The sequence below is a fragment of the Streptomyces sp. NPDC048257 genome, from assembly GCF_043201855.1.
In the GTDB taxonomy this organism is placed as follows: domain Bacteria; phylum Actinomycetota; class Actinomycetes; order Streptomycetales; family Streptomycetaceae; genus Streptomyces.
In genome coordinates, this window is record NZ_JBICZI010000003.1 from 613,272 (window position 1) to 633,024 (window position 19,753).

General features: G+C 72.9%; 17 protein-coding genes and 1 pseudogene. 11 read left to right on the forward strand and 7 right to left on the reverse strand.

What is annotated here, in order from left to right; all coding sequences use genetic code 11:
• Positions 1–52 precede the first annotated feature (52 nt).
• From ACGFZK_RS10550 to ACGFZK_RS10560, 3 genes and pseudogenes are all read left to right on the forward strand, one after another.
• Positions 53–1,255 carry a glycosyltransferase gene (locus tag ACGFZK_RS10550; protein WP_393848466.1) on the forward strand — a complete coding sequence of 401 codons (1,203 nt, stop codon included), beginning with the start codon at positions 53–55 and terminating at the stop codon, positions 1,253–1,255.
• Entirely contained in the window at positions 1,252–2,256 is a 1,005-nt protein-coding gene (locus ACGFZK_RS10555; RefSeq protein ID WP_393848467.1) for an SDR family NAD(P)-dependent oxidoreductase, read from the forward strand. The genes ACGFZK_RS10550 and ACGFZK_RS10555 overlap by 4 nt, the downstream gene beginning before the upstream one ends.
• 145 nt (positions 2,257–2,401) lie before the next feature.
• Positions 2,402–3,041: pseudogene (locus ACGFZK_RS10560) on the forward strand (TetR/AcrR family transcriptional regulator).
• Between the two features lie 7 nt (positions 3,042–3,048).
• Here the strand turns inward: ACGFZK_RS10560 and ACGFZK_RS10565 are convergent.
• Positions 3,049–4,038 carry an alpha/beta hydrolase family protein gene (locus ACGFZK_RS10565; RefSeq protein ID WP_393848468.1) on the reverse strand — a complete coding sequence of 330 codons (990 nt, stop codon included), beginning with the start codon at positions 4,036–4,038 and terminating at the stop codon, positions 3,049–3,051.
• A gap of 142 nt (positions 4,039–4,180) precedes the next feature.
• Between ACGFZK_RS10565 and ACGFZK_RS10570 the strand changes: the two genes are divergently transcribed.
• A complete protein-coding gene (locus ACGFZK_RS10570; protein WP_393848469.1) occupies positions 4,181–4,783 on the forward strand; it encodes a TetR/AcrR family transcriptional regulator in 603 nt (200 codons plus the stop codon).
• A gap of 73 nt (positions 4,784–4,856) precedes the next feature.
• On the opposite strand, the gene ACGFZK_RS10575 is transcribed toward ACGFZK_RS10570, so the two are convergent.
• Complete coding sequence (locus tag ACGFZK_RS10575) at positions 4,857–5,525, reverse strand: DNA alkylation repair protein (RefSeq protein WP_393848503.1); 669 nt, start codon at positions 5,523–5,525, stop codon at positions 4,857–4,859.
• 479 nt (positions 5,526–6,004) lie between these two features.
• Between ACGFZK_RS10575 and ACGFZK_RS10580 the strand changes: the two genes are divergently transcribed.
• Positions 6,005–6,334 (forward strand): hypothetical protein, encoded by a 330-nt coding sequence (locus tag ACGFZK_RS10580; protein ID WP_393848470.1) that lies wholly within the window; start codon positions 6,005–6,007, stop codon positions 6,332–6,334.
• A gap of 212 nt (positions 6,335–6,546) precedes the next feature.
• Here the strand turns inward: ACGFZK_RS10580 and ACGFZK_RS10585 are convergent, their stop codons facing one another.
• The 3 genes from ACGFZK_RS10585 to ACGFZK_RS10595 all read right to left on the reverse strand — a co-directional run bounded on the left by ACGFZK_RS10585 (position 6,547) and on the right by ACGFZK_RS10595 (position 8,161).
• Complete coding sequence (locus ACGFZK_RS10585) at positions 6,547–6,840, reverse strand: SHOCT domain-containing protein (protein WP_393848471.1); 294 nt, start codon at positions 6,838–6,840, stop codon at positions 6,547–6,549.
• A 31-nt stretch (positions 6,841–6,871) separates the two neighbouring features.
• Positions 6,872–7,345, reverse strand: coding sequence for a DUF6325 family protein (locus ACGFZK_RS10590; protein WP_393848472.1), 474 nt, complete (start codon positions 7,343–7,345; stop codon positions 6,872–6,874).
• A gap of 123 nt (positions 7,346–7,468) precedes the next feature.
• Complete coding sequence (locus ACGFZK_RS10595; RefSeq protein WP_393848504.1) at positions 7,469–8,161, reverse strand: GAP family protein; 693 nt, start codon at positions 8,159–8,161, stop codon at positions 7,469–7,471.
• A 145-nt stretch (positions 8,162–8,306) separates the two neighbouring features.
• On the opposite strand from ACGFZK_RS10595, the gene ACGFZK_RS10600 reads away from it, so the two are divergent.
• From ACGFZK_RS10600 to ACGFZK_RS10610, 3 genes are all read left to right on the forward strand, one after another.
• A complete protein-coding gene (locus ACGFZK_RS10600; RefSeq protein ID WP_393848473.1) occupies positions 8,307–9,203 on the forward strand; it encodes a YhjD/YihY/BrkB family envelope integrity protein in 897 nt (298 codons plus the stop codon).
• Between the two features lie 86 nt (positions 9,204–9,289).
• A complete protein-coding gene (locus tag ACGFZK_RS10605; protein WP_393848505.1) occupies positions 9,290–10,714 on the forward strand; it encodes a DUF2252 domain-containing protein in 1,425 nt (474 codons plus the stop codon).
• Positions 10,715–10,801: 87 nt separating this feature from the next.
• Positions 10,802–12,448: an MFS transporter gene (locus tag ACGFZK_RS10610; RefSeq protein WP_393848474.1), complete on the forward strand. Its 1,647-nt coding sequence runs from the start codon at positions 10,802–10,804 to the stop codon at positions 12,446–12,448.
• Here ACGFZK_RS10610 and ACGFZK_RS10615 read toward each other — a convergent pair.
• A complete protein-coding gene (locus tag ACGFZK_RS10615) occupies positions 12,443–13,744 on the reverse strand; it encodes a hypothetical protein (protein WP_393848475.1) in 1,302 nt (433 codons plus the stop codon). The genes ACGFZK_RS10610 and ACGFZK_RS10615 overlap by 6 nt on opposite strands.
• Before the next feature lie 456 nt (positions 13,745–14,200).
• Here ACGFZK_RS10615 and helR point away from each other — a divergent pair, with 456 nt between their 5' ends.
• The gene (helR, locus tag ACGFZK_RS10620) at positions 14,201–16,348 is read left to right on the forward strand and encodes an RNA polymerase recycling motor ATPase HelR (RefSeq protein WP_393848476.1); all 2,148 of its coding nucleotides are present in this window, start codon (positions 14,201–14,203) and stop codon (positions 16,346–16,348) included.
• A gap of 122 nt (positions 16,349–16,470) precedes the next feature.
• Here helR and ACGFZK_RS10625 read toward each other — a convergent pair whose 3' ends face one another.
• A complete protein-coding gene (locus ACGFZK_RS10625) occupies positions 16,471–17,949 on the reverse strand; it encodes a glycosyltransferase 87 family protein (protein ID WP_393848477.1) in 1,479 nt (492 codons plus the stop codon).
• Between the two features lie 113 nt (positions 17,950–18,062).
• Between ACGFZK_RS10625 and ACGFZK_RS10630 the strand changes: the two genes are divergently transcribed.
• Positions 18,063–19,205: a molybdopterin-dependent oxidoreductase gene (locus ACGFZK_RS10630; RefSeq protein ID WP_393848478.1), complete on the forward strand. Its 1,143-nt coding sequence runs from the start codon at positions 18,063–18,065 to the stop codon at positions 19,203–19,205.
• Entirely contained in the window at positions 19,205–19,609 is a 405-nt protein-coding gene (locus ACGFZK_RS10635; protein WP_393848479.1) for a hypothetical protein, read from the forward strand. The genes ACGFZK_RS10630 and ACGFZK_RS10635 overlap by 1 nt, the downstream gene beginning before the upstream one ends.
• Positions 19,610–19,753 lie beyond the last annotated feature (144 nt).

A 19,753-nucleotide genomic window follows, 5' to 3' on the forward strand; every position in this document is an offset into this window, starting at 1 on the left:
TTCTGAGAGAACCTCTTAGAACGTTCTTAGGGCGCACCGGGAGTGTGCGCCCATGACCACACCACACACACCTGCGGCCCTCTCCGTCGTGATCGGTGCGGGCGGCACCGGCGGGCACATCTATCCGGGCCTGGCCCTCGCGGAGGCGCTCCGCGCCGCCGTCCCCGCAGCCGTGGTCTCGTTCATCGGGACCGAGCGGGGCCTGGAGACCGAGCTGATCCCCGGCGCCGGCCACCGCCTGCACACCGTCGACATGATCCCCTTCGACCCGGCGCTGGGCGCGAAGCGCTATCTGCTGCCCGCGGCTCTGCTGCGCTCGGCGCACCAGGCCCGCACGGTGATCCGGGCCCAGGGCGCCCACGTCGTCGTCGGCATGGGCGGCTATCCGAGCGCGCCCGCCGTGCTCGGGGCACGGCTGGCCGGGCTGCCGGCCGTGATCCACGAGTCCAACGCGGTGCCCGGCCGGGCCAACCAGTTCGCGGCCCGCCTCACCCCCCACGTCGCGGTGGCCTTCGACCGCAGCCGGGTCCATCTCTCGGGCGGTGACCGGGCCCTGACCACGGGGATGCCGATCTCCGCGGCGCTCGCGAGCCTCGCGGAGCTCCCCGGGCCGGACCGGGCTGTCCTGCGCGCCGAGGCCCGGCGGTCCCTCGGGGTCCCCGCGGGGCGGCGGCTGGTCGTCTTCAACGGCGGCAGCCTGGGCGCCGTCCGCCTCACCCGGGCGGCGGCCGCGCTGGCCGGTCTGTGGCAGTACCGCGACGACGTACAGCTCCTGGTCAAGACCGGCCCGGACGCGCTCCCCGCCGCGGTGGCCGATCTCGCAGCCTCCGGCGGGCAGCGCATCGCGCGGGCGGTGCCGTACCTGAACCGGATGGACCTCGTCTACGCGGCCGCCGACCTGGTGGTGTGCCGCGCGGGCTCGGCGACGGTCGCCGAGCTGGCGGCGACCGGGGTCCCGGCGGTCCTGGTGCCGTATCCGTACGCCCCCGGCGACCACCAGACCCACAACGCGCGGGTGCTGACCGACGCGGGCGCGGGATTTCTGCTGCCCGACGCCGAGACCACCGCCGAACGCCTGGCCGGCCTCATCGGCCCGCTGCTGGCCGATCCGGCGCGGCTCGCGGCGATGGCGGGCGCCGCCGACCCCGGCCCGCACGCGCGGGCCGCCGAACTGCTGGCGGCGCAGGTCCTGCGCGTCGCCGGCTTCGTCCCCCACCCCGACTCCCACCCCCACCCCCGCCTGGAGCGCATATGAACAGCTGGACCGACCGCACCGTCCTCGTCACCGGCGCCGAGGGGTTCATCGGCTCGACCCTGGTCGACCTGCTGGTGTCCCGCGGCGCGCGGGTGCGCGCCTTCGTCCACTACAAGCCGTACGCCGAGAAGGGACACCTGGCGCGCTACCTCGCCGACCCGGACGGCGCGGCCGGCCCGGTGGAGATGTGGGCGGGCGACGTCCGCGACGCGGGCCGGGTCAGCGACGCGGTGGCCGGCTGCGACACCGTCTTCCACCTGGCCGCGCTGATCGGCATCCCGTACAGCTACGCCTCGCCGGGCGCGTACGTGCAGACGAACGTGACCGGTACGCAGAACGTGGCGGAGGCCTGCCGCCGGCACGGCGTGCGCCGCCTCGTGCACACCTCGACCAGCGAGGTCTACGGGACCGCGCTGACCGCACCGATCTCCGAGGGCCACCCCCTGCAGCCGCAGTCCCCGTACTCCGCGTCGAAGATCGGCGCGGACATGATGGCGCTCTCCTTCCACCACGCCTTCGAACTGCCGGTGACGGTGGTACGCCCCTTCAACACCTATGGGCCGCGCCAGTCGGCGCGCGCGGTCATCCCGACGATCCTGGCCCAACTGCACGCGGGATCCCGGGAGATCCGGCTCGGCTCGCTCACACCGACCCGGGACTTCACGTACGTGACGGACACGGCCGAGGGGTTCCTGGCGGTGGCGGAGTGCGACCGGGCGCTGGGCGAGGTGGTCAACCTCGGCACCGGCGAGGAGATCTCCGTCGGAGCCCTGGCCGAGGCTCTGATCACGGCCTCCGGCCGGGATGCGGAGGTGGTGGTGGACCCGACCCGGCTGCGCCCGTCGGGCAGCGAGGTCCAGCGGCTGCTGTCGGACAACTCCCGGGCCCGCGACTGGGCGGGCTGGCGGCCCCGGGTCGGCCTGGAGGAGGGCCTGCGCCGCACATCGGACTGGATCGCGGCGAACCCCTCCCTGTTCGCCCCGGACCGTTACGCGGTCTAGGGGTGTCTTGCCGATCAGGCCGGGCTCGCGGCGAACGCGGACAGATCGCGTTCGGCGACCAGCCGGAAACGGTGGGGCGGGCGGCCGGTGAGGGTCCGTATCGCAACCGGGAGGGAACCCCATGACCGCATGACCGCATGACCGCATGACCGCCGAACGCAAGCCCCGCAAGGACGCGGTTCGCAACCGGGCGGCCGTCTTCGCCGCCGCCGACGCCCTCGTCGCCGACTGCGGGAGCCCGGACGAAGTGACCATGGCCGACATCGCGGCCACGGCCGGCGTCGGCAAAGCGACCCTCTTCCGCGCCTTCGGCGATCGCACCGGGCTGATCCGCGCGCTGTACGAGGCGCGCCTCGAACCGGTCAGGGAGGCGGTCGAACGGGGTCCGCGGCCGCTGGGGGGCCGGCAACGCCCGCCCTCGAGCGCGTACCGGCCCTGCTCGACGCGGTCCTGTGCCTCAAGCTCGACAACCGCCACCTCGCGCCGGCGCTGGAGGGAAGCGGCGCGGACAGCCCTACCGGACGGAGCACTACGAGCGCTGGCACGCGCTGCTCCGGGACCTGTTGCACCGCATCCCCGGTCCGGCCGACAGCGACTTCACCGCCCACGCGCCGCTCGCCGCCACCCGGGCCGACCTGGTCGCGTACCTGGCGGGCGAGAAGGGCGTCTCCCGCGCGGAGATGCGGGCCCAGCTGGCGGGCTTCACCGCCGCGGTCCTCGACGCCCGCACACGGCGGGGACCGGCCGCCGGGGACCGACCATCCCGCCCGGCGGGGCTGCAGTGACGCCTCGTCAGGCCTCCTTGGACTCGACCCGTCCGAGCGGGTCGGGGCCGAGCGTCAGCGCTTCGCACGCCGACTGCCACGCGGGATCCCCGGGATAGAGCGTGGAACGGAGATAGGCCCGGGTGAGCCGCTGGACCGCGGACACCCGCTCGGGGTTCTCGTCCGTGGTCTCGGCCACGTCGTATCCCGAGATGCCGCCGAGACCGTGCTCCGCGCCGAACAGGGTGAGCAAGGACTTGGGACCCGGGGCGAGGACGTACGGATCGGCGTGCCAGTCCGGGCCCCGAACCGTCAGGTGGGCGGAGACGTCCTTGTCGCCCGCGACGACGAGCGTGGGCGTCGCCATCCGGGAGAAGTCCGTGGTCGAGAGGAAGGGGAGGTTCTCGGCCATCGACTCGACGAGGGCGTCGCCGCCCCTGCCGGGCGCGGCGAGCAGCACACCCGCCGAGATCCGGGGCTCGGCCAGGTCCACTTCCGTTCCGTCCTCCGGGTCGGTGAGCCGGGCGCCCAGCAGCAGGCCCGCGGTGTGCCCGCCCATCGAATGCCCGGCCACGGCGACCCTGCCGCGGTCCAGGCGCCCGGCGAGCTGCGGGACCGCGGCCTCGATCTCGTCGAGCCGGTCCAGAACGCGCCGCATGTCCTCGGCCCGCGATCGCCAGTACAGCGGCGCCCCGGGGGTGTCGGGGGCCAGCTTCAGCGTGCTCGAGCTCAGGTGGGTGGGCTGGATCACGACGAAGCCGTTCGCCGCCCAGTAGTCGACCAGGGGGGCGTAGCCGTTCATCGAGGAGAGGTGGTTCGAGTACCCCTGCCCGTGCGAGAGGAGGATGACCGGCAGATCACTCCCGGTCAGGGGCGCGGAGACGCGCACCTGCAGGTCCACGGCGCGGTCGGGGGCCGGCAGCACCACCGGAGCGACCGAGAGAACGGGAACGGGTGCGCCGGCGGTGTCAACGTCGGTGCCAACGTCGGTGCCGGATGCGTACGTCGATGTGCTCATGATGCGTCTGTCCCTTCGATCGCCCCGGCCGACGGCCCCGAACCGAAAGCGGAGCGTCGTTCCGCTTAATATACGGAACAGCGCTCCGCTTTGTAAACGGAGTAGTGTTCCGTTTGTCGACGGCAGCGGAAGGAAGAGTGTGGTGCCCACTACGAGCCGGTCCGGGGAGGTTCCCGCACGCAGCAAGCGGGCCGACGCGCTGCGCAACCAGCAGACGCTGCTCGCCGCAGCCGCCGAGGTGTTCGTCAGCTCCGGCGTCGATGCGCCGATCCGTGAGATCGCGGCCAGAGCCGGCGTCGGGATGGGGACGATCTACCGGAACTTCCCGACGCGGGCGGATCTGGTCGTCGCCGTCTACCGGCACCAGGTCGAGGCGTGCGCCGAGGCCGGACCGAGCCTGCTGGCCGGGGCGGGCTCCCCGCTCGTGGCGCTCCGTCAGTGGGTCGACCTCTTCGTCGACTTCCTGGTCACGAAGCACGGACTCGCCAACGCGATGCAGTCGGACAGCAGCGGCTTCGACGCGCTCCACGCCTACTTCCTCGACCGCCTGGTGCCCGTCTGCGCGGAGTTGCTCGACGCCGCGGTCGACGCCGGCGAGATCAGGTCCGGTGTCCACGCCTACGAGCTGATGCGCGGCATCGGCAACCTCTGCATCGGGCGCGACAGCGACCCCCGTTACGTCCCCCGCCGCCTGGTCGCTCTGCTCCTCGACGGCCTCCGGCACGGCGGGGCGTCCGCGGCCTGACCGCCGTCACTGCCGGTCCGCGGGCCCGGGGGTACGGGATGCCCCCCGGGGGCCGCCGGTACGCCTGCGTCGATCAGGCCCCCGCCCTGTCCTGCTCTCGCCGCACCATCTCGGAGATCCAGACGGGAGCGAACGGGGAGGTGCAGCCCGGGGACGTCGGGTAGTCCTTGAGCACCTCCAGGCGCTCACCGATGCCGACCGCGCGGGCGCGGTACTCGGCGTGCTCGATCCCGATCTGGGCCAGGCAGTGGTTCATCGCCCACTGCAGGCGATCCGGGGCGTCCTTCATCTCCGCCTCGATGACGTCGAGCAGTCCTGCGAGGTCGAGGCCCTCGGGCCGCTTCGCCACGCGTTCGGTGGTCAGCGCCCAGCCGGCGCTCGCGACCACCGGATCCGGATCGGCGAACCAGGCCACTCGCAGCTCTTCGGAGTGCGGGTTCTTCTTCACCACGTAGTTCACGAGCCAGTCGTGCACCTTGGGGGTGCGCGCCTCGCGCAGCATGGCGTCCAGCTCGTCCCGCCCGAACGCCTTCGGGCGGCAGATCAGGAGCGCCAGCAGCCTCGCCGCGGTGTCCCCCGTCTCCCAGAGCCGGCACGCGAGCTCCTGCTGCGTCTTCAGCCGCTTGGCGAGCGCGCGCAGCTTGCCGAGGTTCACACCGTGGTCGTCACCGTGCTTCTCGTTCACGGCGCGTGCCTTCGGGTCCTCGAGCGCGGCCAGTTCGGCCATCACCCCGGCCACCATCGTCTCGGCCACCTCAGCCGCCTCCCGTCCCTCACGTGCGGGATTCAGCCTATGCCGGTATGCGGCCTCCTGAGCCTTCAGAGCCGCCCGGGCCGCCGGAACGGCGCATGCGGCACGCTCGGGCGGAGGGCATTCCCGGTGGGAAGCCGATGGGGTGATCGTGCCCGTCGTTCCAGCCCGGTTTTCCACTACCCCGGAGAGCCACCATGGAGCCGGTCGGCGCCACACGGACGAGGGGCGCCACCGCGGCCCCGGCCCGGCCCGGCCCGCGGTGATGCTCACCCTCGCCACCTTCGGGTTCACGCTCTGCCTCTGGGCCTGGGGCCGGCGCTGCGCGACACCTCCGGCTCAGCTCGTTCCAGCTCCCTGGTGGTGGCGCTGCCCGTGGTCGTCGGCTCGCTGGGGCCGGATCCCCGTCGGCGCGCTCACCGACCGCTGGGGCGCGCGCCGAATGTTCCCCCTGGTTGCGGTCCTGACCATTGCGCCCGTGCTCTACCTGGGGCCGCTGGGCGGACTCCCTGGCCGGCGTACTCGCGGGCGGATTCCTGCTCGGCCCCGGCGGGACGGCGTTCGCGGTCGGCGTGCCGTTCGTTAACGCCTGGTACCCGCCGGAGCGACGCGGGCTGGCAGCGCCCGCCGGCGGCCTCGGCGGCTTCTTACCCCCGCTGGTGATGGGACTGGTCGAAAGCGCGACGGGCGACTACTCGCGGGGCTTCGTCCTCCTCGCTGCCACCGCGGCCGGCGCCGGGCTGCTCGCGGTGGCCCTCCTACGCCGCGGCGACCACACGGCAGCGCAGGACCGGCCGTAGCCCTGCGCGGCCGATGGCCGGGCGGCGCCCCACCACTCCCCCGGCGATGCCCGGTGCGAGGTGGTGGCCCATCCGCCCATCTGCCCGCCGACGGCCTCTGGGTCCGGTGCACAACGGAGCCTCTCCAGCGGCTGGTTCGCCGGAGAACAGCCGCCGGGGCCGGCAGGCCCGTGGGCCCGCGGCCCCGGCCGGCCCGAACGGTCGGCCTGCCGTCAGCCGAGCAGCCTGCGCTTCTGTTCGGCGAACTCCTCGTCGGTCAGCACACCCTGTTCCTTGAGGGTGCTGAGCTGCTTGAGCTGCTCGATCTTGGTGGTCATGTCGTCCGCCGGCGGCGCCGCGGCGGGCGGCGGCGGAGGTGCGGGCGCCACCTGCTGCTGGGCGCCCTGCTGCTGGGCATCCTGCTGCGCCCAACGGCCGCTCTGGCGGCGCGACACGCGGTTGGACACCGCGGTGGCGGTACCCGCGACGACGGCCGTGCGGGCGACCCCGCGAAGAAGTCCGACCATGATGCTCATCTCCAGGCTGGGCGGGCGGTTGTCACTCTCCGGCGACCGGGTCCTCCAGGGCGTCCAGCGAGGCCAGCAGCGCCTGGACGGGAATCCGTCCGGCGGCCACGAGTTGGGCTCCGCCGCGCCGCAGGGCCCGGGCGAAGGGCGCCGCCCAGGTGTTCTCGTACACGATGATCCCGGCCGAGTTCCCCGGTTCGAGCGCCGCGCCGGCGTCTTCGAGGTCGCTCGGGTCGAGCAGGCCGGACGAAGCCCCCGCGAAGGCGGTGAGGTCGACCTCGTCGCCGAAGTCCTGGAGCTCCACCGCCGTCACCGTGCCGTCCTCGTCCTTGCGGATGAAGGCGAAGTCGAAGATGCGGATGACGCCCCGGTCGACGAGATCGACCAGGATCGGGAAGCCCTCGCCCGTCATACGGTTGCCCGGGAACTCGACCACGATGTAGTCGACGGGGCCCAGTTCCTCGATGTCGCCGAACGCGGTTCGTTCCTCGGCCTCGCTGCTCATGGCAGATCCTGTCGGAGAGGGGGACGGTCCCTTCATTCCAGCACGCTGCCCGCCCCCTCGCACTTCTTCACCCGGCCGCCCGGTCAGCTCGTCAGCCGGTCAGCTGGTCAGCTGGTCAGCTGGTCAGCTGGTCAGCTGGTAGATGCTCTGTGCGGTCAGCCACAGGCCGAGCAGCAGGCACACGCACACGATGGCCTGCTCCTTGTGCCCGTCCATCCACGCGCGCATCCGCAACAGCCGGGCGTGGGCGGCCTCGGGCGCGAACACCATGTACAGCTCGGCGGCCAGCAGGCCGGAGCTCGCGAGCAGGCAGAAGGCGAACAGTGCGACGAACGTGGTCGCGTGCGAGGCGTCGGCCTGCACCACGGTGCTCGCGCCCGCCGCGACCAGGCCCCACGGCTGGAGCAGTACGGCCAGGCCCGCCGGCGCCCACACCGACCCGGAATCCATCCGGGAGGGCGCCGGGCTCTCCGGCGCGGCGGCATCCCCGGAATCCCCGGAAGCCCCCGCGTCCGCCGTCGCGGCCCTCGCCGCCCGGCTGCGGTAGCGGCGCAGCCCGTAGAACACCAGTGACACGCCGATGGCCAGTTTGGCCGCAATGGCCGCCACGCCGGGCGGGGACCGAGGCGACGGCGGTTCGCCGCCGGTCAGCGCCAGGACGATCGCGATCACCGCGACGAGGCAGGCGAACCAGGCGAGGATGAAGGCCAGCCCCTTCCACACGCCCCTGGCGGACGAGAGGACCAGGATGAACGCCATGAGGGGCAGGGGGAAGAGCGCAATGGCCAACGCGATGAGCACGAGGTCGAGGACCATGACGCCCCAATCGTGTGACGACATCTGACACTACGCACCGCGCCGGACGCCGACACCTTTTGCCGGTCCCTCGGGATGCCGCCCCCGGCCGCGTCCCCCAACCTGGACGCACACGAAGGAGACCGCCCATGACGAGCCGCCGCTGATGCCGTCGGAGCGAACGACGCGGTGGCGTACCCGCTCGCGGGAGCTGGCCGCGGCCGGCAAGCGTCTGCAGGGGCGAGCCGAGACCCGGTTCCCGGTGATCACCCATGTCACGGAACGCATGGTCGCCGTCAACATCTTCGACTCCGCCACCCGGCTGGCCGCCCAGTGCTTCCTGACCGCGGTGCCCCTGCTCTTCGTCATCGCCTCGTTCGCCCCGGCTGCCGTACGGGAGCAGATGGCCGAGTCCGTACGCACGTTGTTCGGGCTCTCCGGTCAGTCGAGCGATCAGGTGAACGACGTCTTCGCCGGCTCCGGCGAGGACGACGTCCGCAACGCCGTGGGCGTGGCGGGCGCCGTGATCGTGCTGCTGTCGGCCACCGCGGTGAGCCGTGCCATGCAGCGGCTGTGCCGGCGGGCCTGGGCGATCCCGCGGGCCGGGAACCGGATCGCGATCTGGCGCTGGTTCGCCTGGATCGGCGCCTGGATGGTCCTGCTGATCCTCCAGGGACCGGTGCGCGACGGATTCGGCCTCGGCCTGTGGCTCGGGATCCCCCTCACGCTCGTCTTCCAGACCGGGGCGTGGTGGTGGAGCCAGCACCTGCTGCTGGCCGGTGCGCTCCCCTGGCCACCGCTGCTGCCCGGCGCCCTGCTCACGGCCGCCGCGGTGACCGCGCTGTCGCTGGGCGCGCGCGTCTACATGCCGATCGCCCTCAACCGGTCGCTGGCCGCGTACGGGTCCACCGGTTCGGTGTTCGTCATCCTGTCGTGGCTGATCGTGCTGTGCGTGGCGGTCGCCATCGGCATCACCACGGGCGCGGCCCTCGCGCATGAGCCGTACCTGGCCCGGCGGCTGGGTGGCCCCCCGCCGGACGGCCTGCGGCAGGAGCGCCCCTGAGCAGCCCTCCGGCGCCCGCGGGGCAGCGGTGGGGAGTGAATGCCATGCTGGAAGACGGGGTCCTGGTGGCCGGGAGGTCGACGACGATGACGAAGCGCGACACGATCACGGCGACCGGCGGCGAACCGCGGCTCTCGGCCAAGGAGCGGGCCGCGAACGGCCGCTCCGCCCGGGCGCGTACTCCGAGATCCGGCCACGGGGACTTCGCGCCGACGTCCGACCGGGCGGACCCGGTGGACGTGATCGAGCGGCAGTCCGCCACCCGGCTGCAGGAGCTGGTGCCGATCCGCTACGGCCGGATGGCGCAGTCACCGTTCCGTTTCTACCGGGGCGCCGCCGCGATCATGGCCGGCGACCTGGCCGCCACTCCCGACTCGGGTATCCGGGTCCAGCTGTGCGGCGACGCGCACATGCTGAACTTCCGGCTGCTCGGCTCCCCGGAGCGCAACCTCCTCTTCGACATCAACGACTTCGACGAAACGCTGCCCGGGCCGTGGGAATGGGACGTCAAGCGGCTGGCGACCAGCCTGGTCATCGCAGGCCGGGAGAACGGCTACACCGAACGCGACCGGTCGGAGATCGTGCGGTCGGCGGTCAGGTCCTACCGTGAGCAGATGCGTCTCTTCGCCGGGATGCGCAACCTCGACGTCTGGTACGCGAGGGTCGACGAGACGCACCTCCAGGCGGTGGCGGAAGGATCGCTCCACACCCGCGGCCGCAAGAACGTGAGCGAGGCGCTGAGCAAGGCGCGCGGGCGCGACAGCCTGCAGGCGTTCGAGAAGCTCACCGAGGTGGTCGACGGCCGTCGCCGCTTCGCCGCCGTGCCGCAGTTGATCACACCGATCTCCCAGCTGATGCCGGACCGGGAGCGCGAGGCCCTCGACGGGCAGATCCGGGACCTGGTGTCGCTGTACGCGCACAGTCTCGAGACGGACCGCAGACACCTGCTGCGGCAGTACACCGTCGTCGACATGGCACGCAAGGTGGTGGGCGTCGGCAGTGTCGGCACGCGCTGCTGGGTCGTGCTGCTGCTGGGCCGCGACGGCGAGGACCCGCTGATCCTCCAGGCGAAGGAGGCCGGTGAGTCGGTGCTCGCCCCGTACGCCGGCGCCAGCGGGTACGCCACGGAGGGCGAACGGGTCGTGGCCGGTCAGCGTCTGATGCAGGCCGCGAGCGACATCTTCCTGGGCTGGCAGCAGGCGCACGGCATCGACGGCCACACACGGGACTTCTACGTGCGCCAGCTGCGCGACTGGAAGGGCATCGCCGAACCGGCCCGGATGGTCCCGCGCGGCATGAGGGCCTTCGCCGGCCTGTGCGGCGTCACCCTGGCGCGGGCGCACGCCCGGTCCGGCGACCGGATCGCCATCGCGGCGTACCTGGGCCGCCGCGACGTCTTCGACCAGGCGCTCGTGCGGTTCGCGGAGAGCTACGCCGACCAGAACGAGCGCGACCACAGGCAGCTGGTGGACGCCATCGCGTCCGGCCAGGTGACCGCCGTCTCGGCCTGAGCCGGACCGGGCCAGTGCTACCGCCAGTCGACTGACCTGGCAGGCGGGGTGCCCGGCCGCCTCCCGCGGCCGTGGCACTCTGCGCTCATGACTGCAGCGAAGGCGGGTCCGGCCGGGACGGCGGGGAGCGCGGGGAACACGAAGCTCATCCTGCTGACACTCGCGGCCGGGCAGTTCCTGATGGCCCTGGACAGCTCGGTGATGAACGTCTCGATCGCGACGGTGGCCGAGGACATCGGCACCACCGTCAGCGGTATGCAGGGCGCGATCACGGCCTACACACTGGTGATGGCGATGCTCATGATCAGCGGCGGCAAGGTCGGCGCGCTCATCGGCCGCAAACGGGCGTTCATGATCGGCTGCGTCGTCTACGGAATCGGGTCCCTCACGACCTCGCTCGCCCCGAGCCTGCCGGTCCTGCTGCTGGGCTGGTCGTTCCTGGAGGGCGTGGGAGCGGCCCTGATCATGCCGGCGATCGTGGCGCTCGTCGCCTCGAACTTCGACAAGGAGCAGCGCCCCGCCGCCTACGGCCTCGTCGCGGCGGCGGCAGCGGTGGCGATCGCGGTCGGACCGCTGATCGGCGGCGCCGCGACCACCTTCTTCTCCTGGCGCTGGGTGTTCGCCGGGGAGGTCGTGGTGGTGCTCGTCATCCTGCTGCTGGCCCGCAGGATCACCGACGCGCCCCCGGAGCACCGGCCGCGGATCGACGTACTCGGCGCGGTCCTGTCCGCCGCGGGCATCGGGCTCTTCGTGTTCGGGATCCTGCGGACCAGCGAATGGGGCTGGTTCCGGCCCAAGGCGCAGGGCCCCTCGTGGTTCTCCCTCTCCCCCGTCGTCTGGCTGGTGCTGGCCGGGCTGATGCTGGTCTGGCTGTTCTTCCGCTGGGAGGCACGCCTGGTGGCGCGGGGTGTCGAACCGCTCGTCGACCCGCAGTTGCTGAGGAACAGGCAACTCTCCGGCGGCCTGACGATGTTCCTCTTCCAGTACCTCGTGCAGATGGGCGTGTTCTTCGTCGTCCCGCTGTACCTGTCGGTGGCGCTGGGTCTGTCCGCCCTCCACACGGGCGCGCTGATCCTGCCGCTCTCCATCACGCTGCTCGCCGCCGCGATCGGGGTCCCCAGGTTCCGCCCGAACGCCTCACCCCGGCGCGTCGTGCGGTGGGGAATCCTGGCGATGTTCGCCGGCGCGGTCATCCTGATGGCCGCCCTCACCCCGGAGTCCGGGGCGGAGGTCGTCACCGTGCCCATGCTGCTCATCGGGCTGGGGATCGGGCTGCTCGCCTCCCAGCTCGGGGCCGTCACCGTATCGGCCGTACCGGACGAGCAGAGCGCCGAGGTCGGCGGAATCCAGAACACGGTCACCAACCTCGGCGCCTCGATCGGCACCGCCGTCGCCGGGTCGATCATGATCGCGGTGCTGGCGGGTTCGTTCCTCACCACCATCGACGAGAACCCGGCGATCCCGGCCGACGTCAAGAGCCGTGCGCACACCACACTCGCCGGGAGCGCACCGTTCCTGTCGGACGAACAGCTCACCACGGCCCTCGAAGAGGCGGGCACGGACCCGGCGGTGACCCAGGCGGCGCTCGACGCGAACGAGAGCGCGCGGATCGAAGGGCTGCGGGCCGCGCTCGGCGTTCTCGCTCTCGCCGCGCTGCTCGCGCTCTTCTTCACCCCGCGCATCCCGGCGGCGCAGCCCGCGGCGGGCCGCGGTCCGGCCGACGCCCCGTCATGACGGGTGCGGACTCGGGATCTCGTCGGCGGACGTGTCCTCGGCGAGGAAGTCCGTCACCGCGAGCGCGAACAGCAGGGCGAGGGCCAGCCCGACGACCACCCAGCCGGTGGGGTAGGACCACAGGACGTAGACGAGGACGGCGATCGCCACCAGGCCCCAGGTGAACCAGGCGCGGTGGCGCCGGATGAACGGGCCGACCGGTCCGGTGCGCAGGCCCAGCCGGTCGGCCGTGGCCCGGGTGGCGACGATGCCTGAGTGCCAGATCTGGCGGGCGGCCGTGGCGTAGCGGCCCGGGCCGGAGAGCCAGGCGGCGAGAGCGATCACCACGCCGAGGACCACGACCATGCGGATCGTCGTGCGCAGCAGGCGGATCATCGCGTCGTAGACGGAGCCGGCAGCGGGCTGGGAGACGGTGTCCGGAAGGGCGTTGAGGTAGACCGTACGGAAGACGGTCAGGCCGAGGCCGAGGACGGCGACGGCGAACGCGACCGCGAGCGCCGAGGTGATCAGGGTGCGGCGGCGGTGGGCGGAGAGCAGGATGCCCGCGGCGACGAGCAGCACGGCGAGGACCGGCAGCCACACGCCGGCGATCTGCAGGAGCCGGAACCCGGTCTTGACCCGGCCGATGTCGTTGGACTGGACGACGGTGAAATCGGTGTGGATCTCGGGGATCTTGGCGGCGACGCCCATCCCGGCGTCCACGAGCCGCTGTTTGACCTGCTCGATGACCGGTGCGAGGTCGACCGTCACCGCGTCGTTCTTGATCTCCACGGCGCCGTCGCCGCTGCCGGTCAGCGCCTTGACGAGCGAAGCGTGGATCGTGCGGTTGGCATTGGTCCAGATCGTCTCGAACCCGTCCGAGGCGATGACCTCCTGCGCCTTCTCCTTCACGAAGCTGCTGACCGCGCCCTCCAGCGAACCGCCGAGCTTGCCCAGTGCCTTCTGGAGCAGCGGCCGTTGCTCGGGGGCCACGTCCTCCAGCAGGGTGGCGAGGTCGAGGTGCTCCATCAGAGCGCCGGTGACGCGGTTCGCGGCGGCCGCCTGGACGTCGGGGTCGGAGGCCAGCGGGGCGACCGTGGAGACGTAGCGGTCCGTGTTCCCCACGATGCCGGAGGTCCACGACGCGACGATGCCCAGCGGGGCCAGCACACAGCCGATGATGATCAGCAGCGCGGACAGCAGTGACTTCGTCCGGTGCCTGGACGGAGTGCGTTTCGCGGCCGCCGCCTCCGCTTCCAGGGCGGCGACCCTCGCGCGAAGTGCCGCGAGTTCACCCGCGCTCTCGTCACCCTGCATGGCTGACCTCCTACGGGGTCGGGAGCCGGGGATCCACAAGGATCGGGGGGTGGGATGACGCTGAAGCTGCGCCGGGCCGGGCGGTGGCGGCTCTCCTTGCTCCCACAGCCTGCCCCGGCCGGGGCAGTACGGCATCCGCAGCTCGGCCGGGCGAATGAATCGCTGCGGGTGGCGGTGGCTGTGCGAAGGGGCGCGCGCTGTGCGCCGGCGCCGGGTGAGGAGGACGTCCGTCCAGAGCGGACGATCAAGGGAAAGGGGGAGTCCCCACTCCTTTCCACTCTCAACTTATAGCGCACAGGGGGGCTTGCGGCAAGGCCCCGGTCGTACCGCAGAATCGCACCTCGAAGCCAGGACCTGCGGAAACGGGAGATTCACCACGTGCGTGAGCTGTTGTCGGTTGATGGGTCGTGCGATGAGGGCGCGCCGCGGTCGCGGCCGCAGAGCGGAGCTGCTGATATGAACTCTCTGACCACCAGTGCGTTCGACCTTCCCGAGCGCCTCTCCCCCAAGGCCGACCCGGCACTGATCAGCGGCGACGAGAAGCACTTCGCGGCCCTGGCGGAGAGCCTCGAGCAGGCGATCGCCGAGCTGTCCGACCGCCTCGCCGCGCTGCGCAGAGCGCCCGGCGGCCTGGGCCGCGAGGCGATGGACCGGGACGTGGAGATCCACCGGCTGACCGGCCGTCTGCGAGCCCTGCGCCGTTTCGGACTGGACCTGTGCCTCGGACGCATCGTCAGCGCGGACGACCCGGAGCCCGTGTACATCGGACGGCTCGGGCTGACCGACGGTGCGGGCGGCCGGCTGCTGATCGACTGGCGCTCGCCCGCGGCCGAGCCGTTCTTCGCCGCGACGCACGCCGACCCGATGGGTCTGGCGAGCCGCCGCAGGTACCGCTGGAGCCGTGGCCGGATCGGCGACTACTGGGACGAGGTGTTCACCCCCGACGGGTTCGAGGGGCACGCCGCGCTCGACGACCAGTCCGCCTTCATCGCCAGCCTCGGCAGCAGCCGGTCGCCGCGGATGCGCGACGTGCTCGGCACCATCCAGTCCGACCAGAACGCCATCATCCGCGCGGGGTCCCGCGGCGCTCTCGTCGTCGACGGCGGTCCGGGCACGGGCAAGACCGTGGTGGCCCTGCACCGCTCCGCCCACCTGCTCTACTCCGACCCCCGCCTCGGGCACCGGCGGGGCGGCGTGCTGTTCGTCGGTCCGCACCAGCCCTACCTGGCCTATGTCGCCGACGTCCTGCCCAGCCTCGGGGAGGAGGGCGTGCAGACCTGCACCGTGCGGGACCTCGTCGCCGAGGGAGCGGGCGCGGCTGCCGAGAGCGACCCGCAGGTGGCGTTCCTGAAGTCGTCCGCGGACATGGTGAAGGCGATCGAGAAGGCCGTCAGGATCTACGAGGAGCCGCCCACCAAGGGGATGACGGTCACGACGCCCTGGTCCGACGTGTGGCTGAGCCCGGAGGACTGGGCCGAGGCGTTCGACGCGGCGGCCGGTACCGCGCACAACGAGGCGCGCGAGCAGATCCGGGAGGAGCTGCTGACGATCCTGCTCGACAAGTTCGACGACGAGGACCTCTCGCCCGACCTGGTCCGCAGGTCGCTGCAGTACGACGAGGAGCTGGTCGCGACGCTCGACCGCGCGTGGCCGGCGATCGATGCGGCCGATCTCGTCGGGGACCTGTGGTCGGTACCGTCCTACCTGCGGATGTGCGCTCCCTGGCTCAGCCGCGAGGACGTCGCGAAGCTGCAGCGCGAGGACGCCCAGGCCTGGACGGTGTCCGACCTGCCGCTCCTGGACGCGGCGCGGCAGCGGCTCGGCGACCCGGAGTCTGCCCGACGGCTGCGGCGGCACAACGCCGCGGTCGCGGCCGAACGCGAGCGCATGTCCGGAGTCATCGACGACCTGCTCGCGGCCGATGACGACGGCGAGGGTGCGGTGACGATGCTGCGCGGCAAGGACCTGCAGGACACCCTCATCGACGAGAGCGCGCTGCCGGCCGTCGACCCGGACCGGCTCGCCGGCCCGTTCGCGCACATCGTCGTCGACGAGGCTCAGGAACTGACCGACGCGGAGTGGCAGATGCTCCTGCTGCGCTGCCCGTCCCGGAGTTTCACCATCGTCGGGGACCGTGCCCAGGCCAGGCACGGGTTCACGGAGTCGTGGCAGGACCGGCTGGAGCGGATCGGCTTCGACCGGATCAGCGTGGCCTCCCTGAGCATCAACTACCGGACGCCCGAGGAGGTCATGGCGGAGGCCGAACCGGCCATCCGGGAAGCGCTCCCGGACGCCAACGTGCCGGCCTCCGTCCGCAGCAGCGGCGTCCCCGTCGTCCACGGCTCCGTCGCGGACCTGGACTCGATCCTCGGCACCTGGCTGGCAGCGCACGCCGACGGGGTCGCCTGCGTCATCGGCGATCCGGCGTACCGGGCGACGTCGCGAGTCCGGTCGCTGACCCCCGGGCTGTCGAAGGGGCTGGAATTCGACCTGGTCGTCCTCATCGACCCCGAGGGATTCGGCGAGGGCATCGAGGGAGCGGTCGACCGCTACGTCGCGATGACCCGGGCGACGCAGCAACTCGTCATCCTCACGAGCTCCTGACGGAAGGCCGGGACACGCGTCCCCGGGAGGTCAACGGCCGGGTCAGCCGCGCCGGACCCGGTCGTGGACCATGGCCGTCTCGCCCGGTTCGCCGGTCTCCTGGAGGATCGGCCCCCACCTGTTCATCGCCTCGGCGGCCGGCCTGCCGCCACGGACGTGGCACGCTTCGAGGCCGGCGCGCAGCGCCGCGATGACGGCGGGCCCCGCCACCGGCGGACCGCCGTGACGACGAGGACCAGCAGGACCGCCGCGCCGTAGGCGGTCGCGCTCAGCGCCGACCGGTGGCCGAGGACCGGAGCGAGGAGGTAGACGGCCGCGCCCGCCAGGGCGATGCCCAGCCATTCCCAGCGTCCGTCCAGGGCCACGAGGGCGATCAGGAGCAGGGCGTACCAGGAGTAGCCGGGGGTGAGGAGCGTGAAGGCCCAGCCGGTGACCAGGAGGGCGCCGCTCCACGGGCGTTGCGGGTCGCCGCGCCACATCACGTACACGGACACCCCCGCGATGACGACGAGGACTACCGGCAACGCCCAGCTGTCGGGCAGGACGAGGCGGAGCAGGGCGTAGCGGGACCCGGTGGACGGGTCGTCGTAGCCCTCCTCGTCCACGTAGCCGCCGAGGTAGCCGAGGACGGAGCCGTGCGAGAGGAGCACGTAGGGCAGGTAGGCGAGCAGGGTGAAGGCAGCGGCGGGGACCAGCACGGCGGCCGCCTCCCGGACCCGGCGCACGCCGGACAGCGCGCCGGGCAGGACGACGGCGGGCATGAGTTTGGTGGCGACGGCGGCGCCCAGGACCAGGCCTCCGGCCGTCCGGCGGCCGATGCCCCGCGCCGCGACGAGTCCGAGGCCGGTCACCGCGAGCAGCACGCCCAGTACGTCCGCGTGCGCGTTGTTCACGGCCTCGATCGGGACGGCGGGACACCAGGCCCAGTAGGCGGCCCGGCGCAGGTCCCGGCCCCGGCCCCGGCGGCGCAGGATCGCCGCCAGCGCACCGGTCACGCCGAGGGAGAGGAACCCGGCTCCGATCTGCAGTGGCTTGTGCCGGGCGCCCTCGGGGGAGAGCCGGTCGACCGCGAGGAAGTACGCCTCGGCGACGGGCGGGTAAATGGTGTGCACGGCGGGCCGGTTGATCCGGGTGCAGTGCGGGACGGGGCCACCGGGGATACGGGCCCGGTCCGGGCCGGCGCAGGCGGCGCCCGTGGGGAAGAGCCAGGGATCGCGCAGCGGGGCCACTCCCGCGTCCTGCGGGGCGTGGTCGTAGGGGGAGATGCCGGCTGACTGGACCCGGCCGTCCCAGGCGTAGCGGTAGGAGTCGGTGCTGGTCCGGGGCGGCGCCACCAGCCCGGTCGCGGCGACGGCGAGCGCCCCGGCGGCGAGCAGGGGCACGACGTGGGCGGCCGGGACCCTGCGCAGCGCGAGCAGGGCGAGGGCGAAGAGCGCCCAGCAAGCCGCGTACCGGCGGAACAGCCCGGCGGCGTCGGTGAAGTAGCCGTCGTGGCGGATGGTGAGGACCAGGACGGCGGTGAGGGCGACGAGGACGGCGGCGGTGAGGGCGGTGGGTGCGGCCGGAGCGGTGAGCGGGGCGGGGGCGGTACGCGGTTTCACCCCCGCAGCGTTCCAGCAACGGGACCGGAAGTGCCGTCCCCGGTCCCGCATGTCCGCATTCCGTAAGGTGTCCCACCGGCCCACCGGGGCCCTGCCGAGGGTGTCATGGGCCCATGCGCCCCACTCCGCCCAAAGGCCCGCCGATCACCTTCACGGCGCGGCTGCACGACGCCCGTACCGCGACGGTGATCGGCCGGCTCCTCGGCCTCGCCATCGTCGTCTGTTTCGGAACCGGCGTGCTGAGCCACTACCTCCAACACCCGCCGGCCTGGCTCGCCGACCGGCTGCCGGCCCGCCCCTACTGGGGCTACCGGCTCTCCCAGGGCCTGCACGTGGCCTCCGGCACCGCCGCGATCCCGCTGCTCCTGGCCAAGCTGTGGGCGGTCTATCCGCGGCTCTTCGCGTGGCCGCCCGCGCGGTCCGTGCGGCACGCGCTGGAACGCCTGTCGGTGGCCGTGCTCGTCGCCGCCGGGATCTTCGAGCTGTTCACCGGGCTGCTGAACACCTTCCAGTGGTACCCCTGGCCGTTCTCCTTCGTGCCCGCGCACTACGCCGTCGCCTGGCTCCTGCTGGGGGCGGTGCTACTGCACGTGGCCGTGCAAGGGCCGCGGATCCGCGACCACTTCACCTGCCGCTCCCCCGGCACCCTGGCCCTGCCCGAGGCCGACGGTCCGGACCGGCGGCAGCTCCTGGCGGCCGTCGCGGCCGGGGTCGGCGCGGTGACCCTGACCACGGTCGGGCAGTCCGTCACCGCGCTCGGTCCGCTGGAGCTGTTCGGTCCGCGCAGCCCGGCCCACGGACCGCAGGGGCTGCCCGTGAACCGTACGGCCGCCTCGGCGCGCGTCACGGAGGCCTCGCTGGCCGACTGGCGGCTGACCGTGGCCGGGCCGCGCCCGTACGCCCTCACGCTGGAGGAGCTGCGCGCGCTCCCGCAGCACGAGGTGACCCTCCCCATCGCCTGCGTGGAGGGCTGGAGCAAGTCCGCGCGCTGGACGGGGGTCCGGGTGCGGGACCTGCTGGCACGCGCCGGAGGGGGACCGGGCGCGCGCTGCCGGGTGGTGTCGCTGGAAGCGGCGGGCGCGTACCGGGTGACGGAGATGGGCCGCCTGTACGCGCAGGACCCGCTCACCCTGCTGGCGCTGCGCCTGAACGCGGAGGTGCTGTCCCTGGACCACGGGTACCCGGCGCGGATCATCGCCCCGAACCGGCCCGGTGTGCTCCAGACCAAGTGGGTCGGCCGGCTGGAGGTGGTGTGATGGCGTACCGGTACGCGGTCGGCGGCTTCGGCCTGCTGGTGATGGCATTCGGCGGCCTCCTGCTGGTGCGGGAGCCCGAGCCGTGGCGGATCGTACGGTGGCTCGCGGGCGGAGTCCTCGTACACGACGGGCTGATCGCCCCGCTGGTGTTCGCGGTCGCGGCGCTCTGCGCCGCGGCGGGCCTGCGGCTGCGCGGGGTCCCGCGCGCCGCCCTGATCGTCGCGGGTTCGCTGACGGTGATCGCCGCGCCGCCGCTCCTGCGCCCCGGCGGCGTGGCCAACGCGACGGTGCTGCCGTTGGACTATCCGCGGAACTGGCTGCTGGCGATGGCGGCCGTTGCCGTACTCGCGGCCGGGTACGCCGGTGCGCGCGCCTGCGTACGACGGGCGGCCCGTCGGCGCTGAGACCTGTGGCCCCGGGAAACACGGCAAGTCAGTGGGGGGGGGGGGGCCCCGGCGGCGGCCCCCACCCCCCAACGCGCCCCCCCAGCGGGACAGGCCCCCGGCCCCCGAACCCGGGGCCCCCGCCGAACACGACACCGGCCCGGG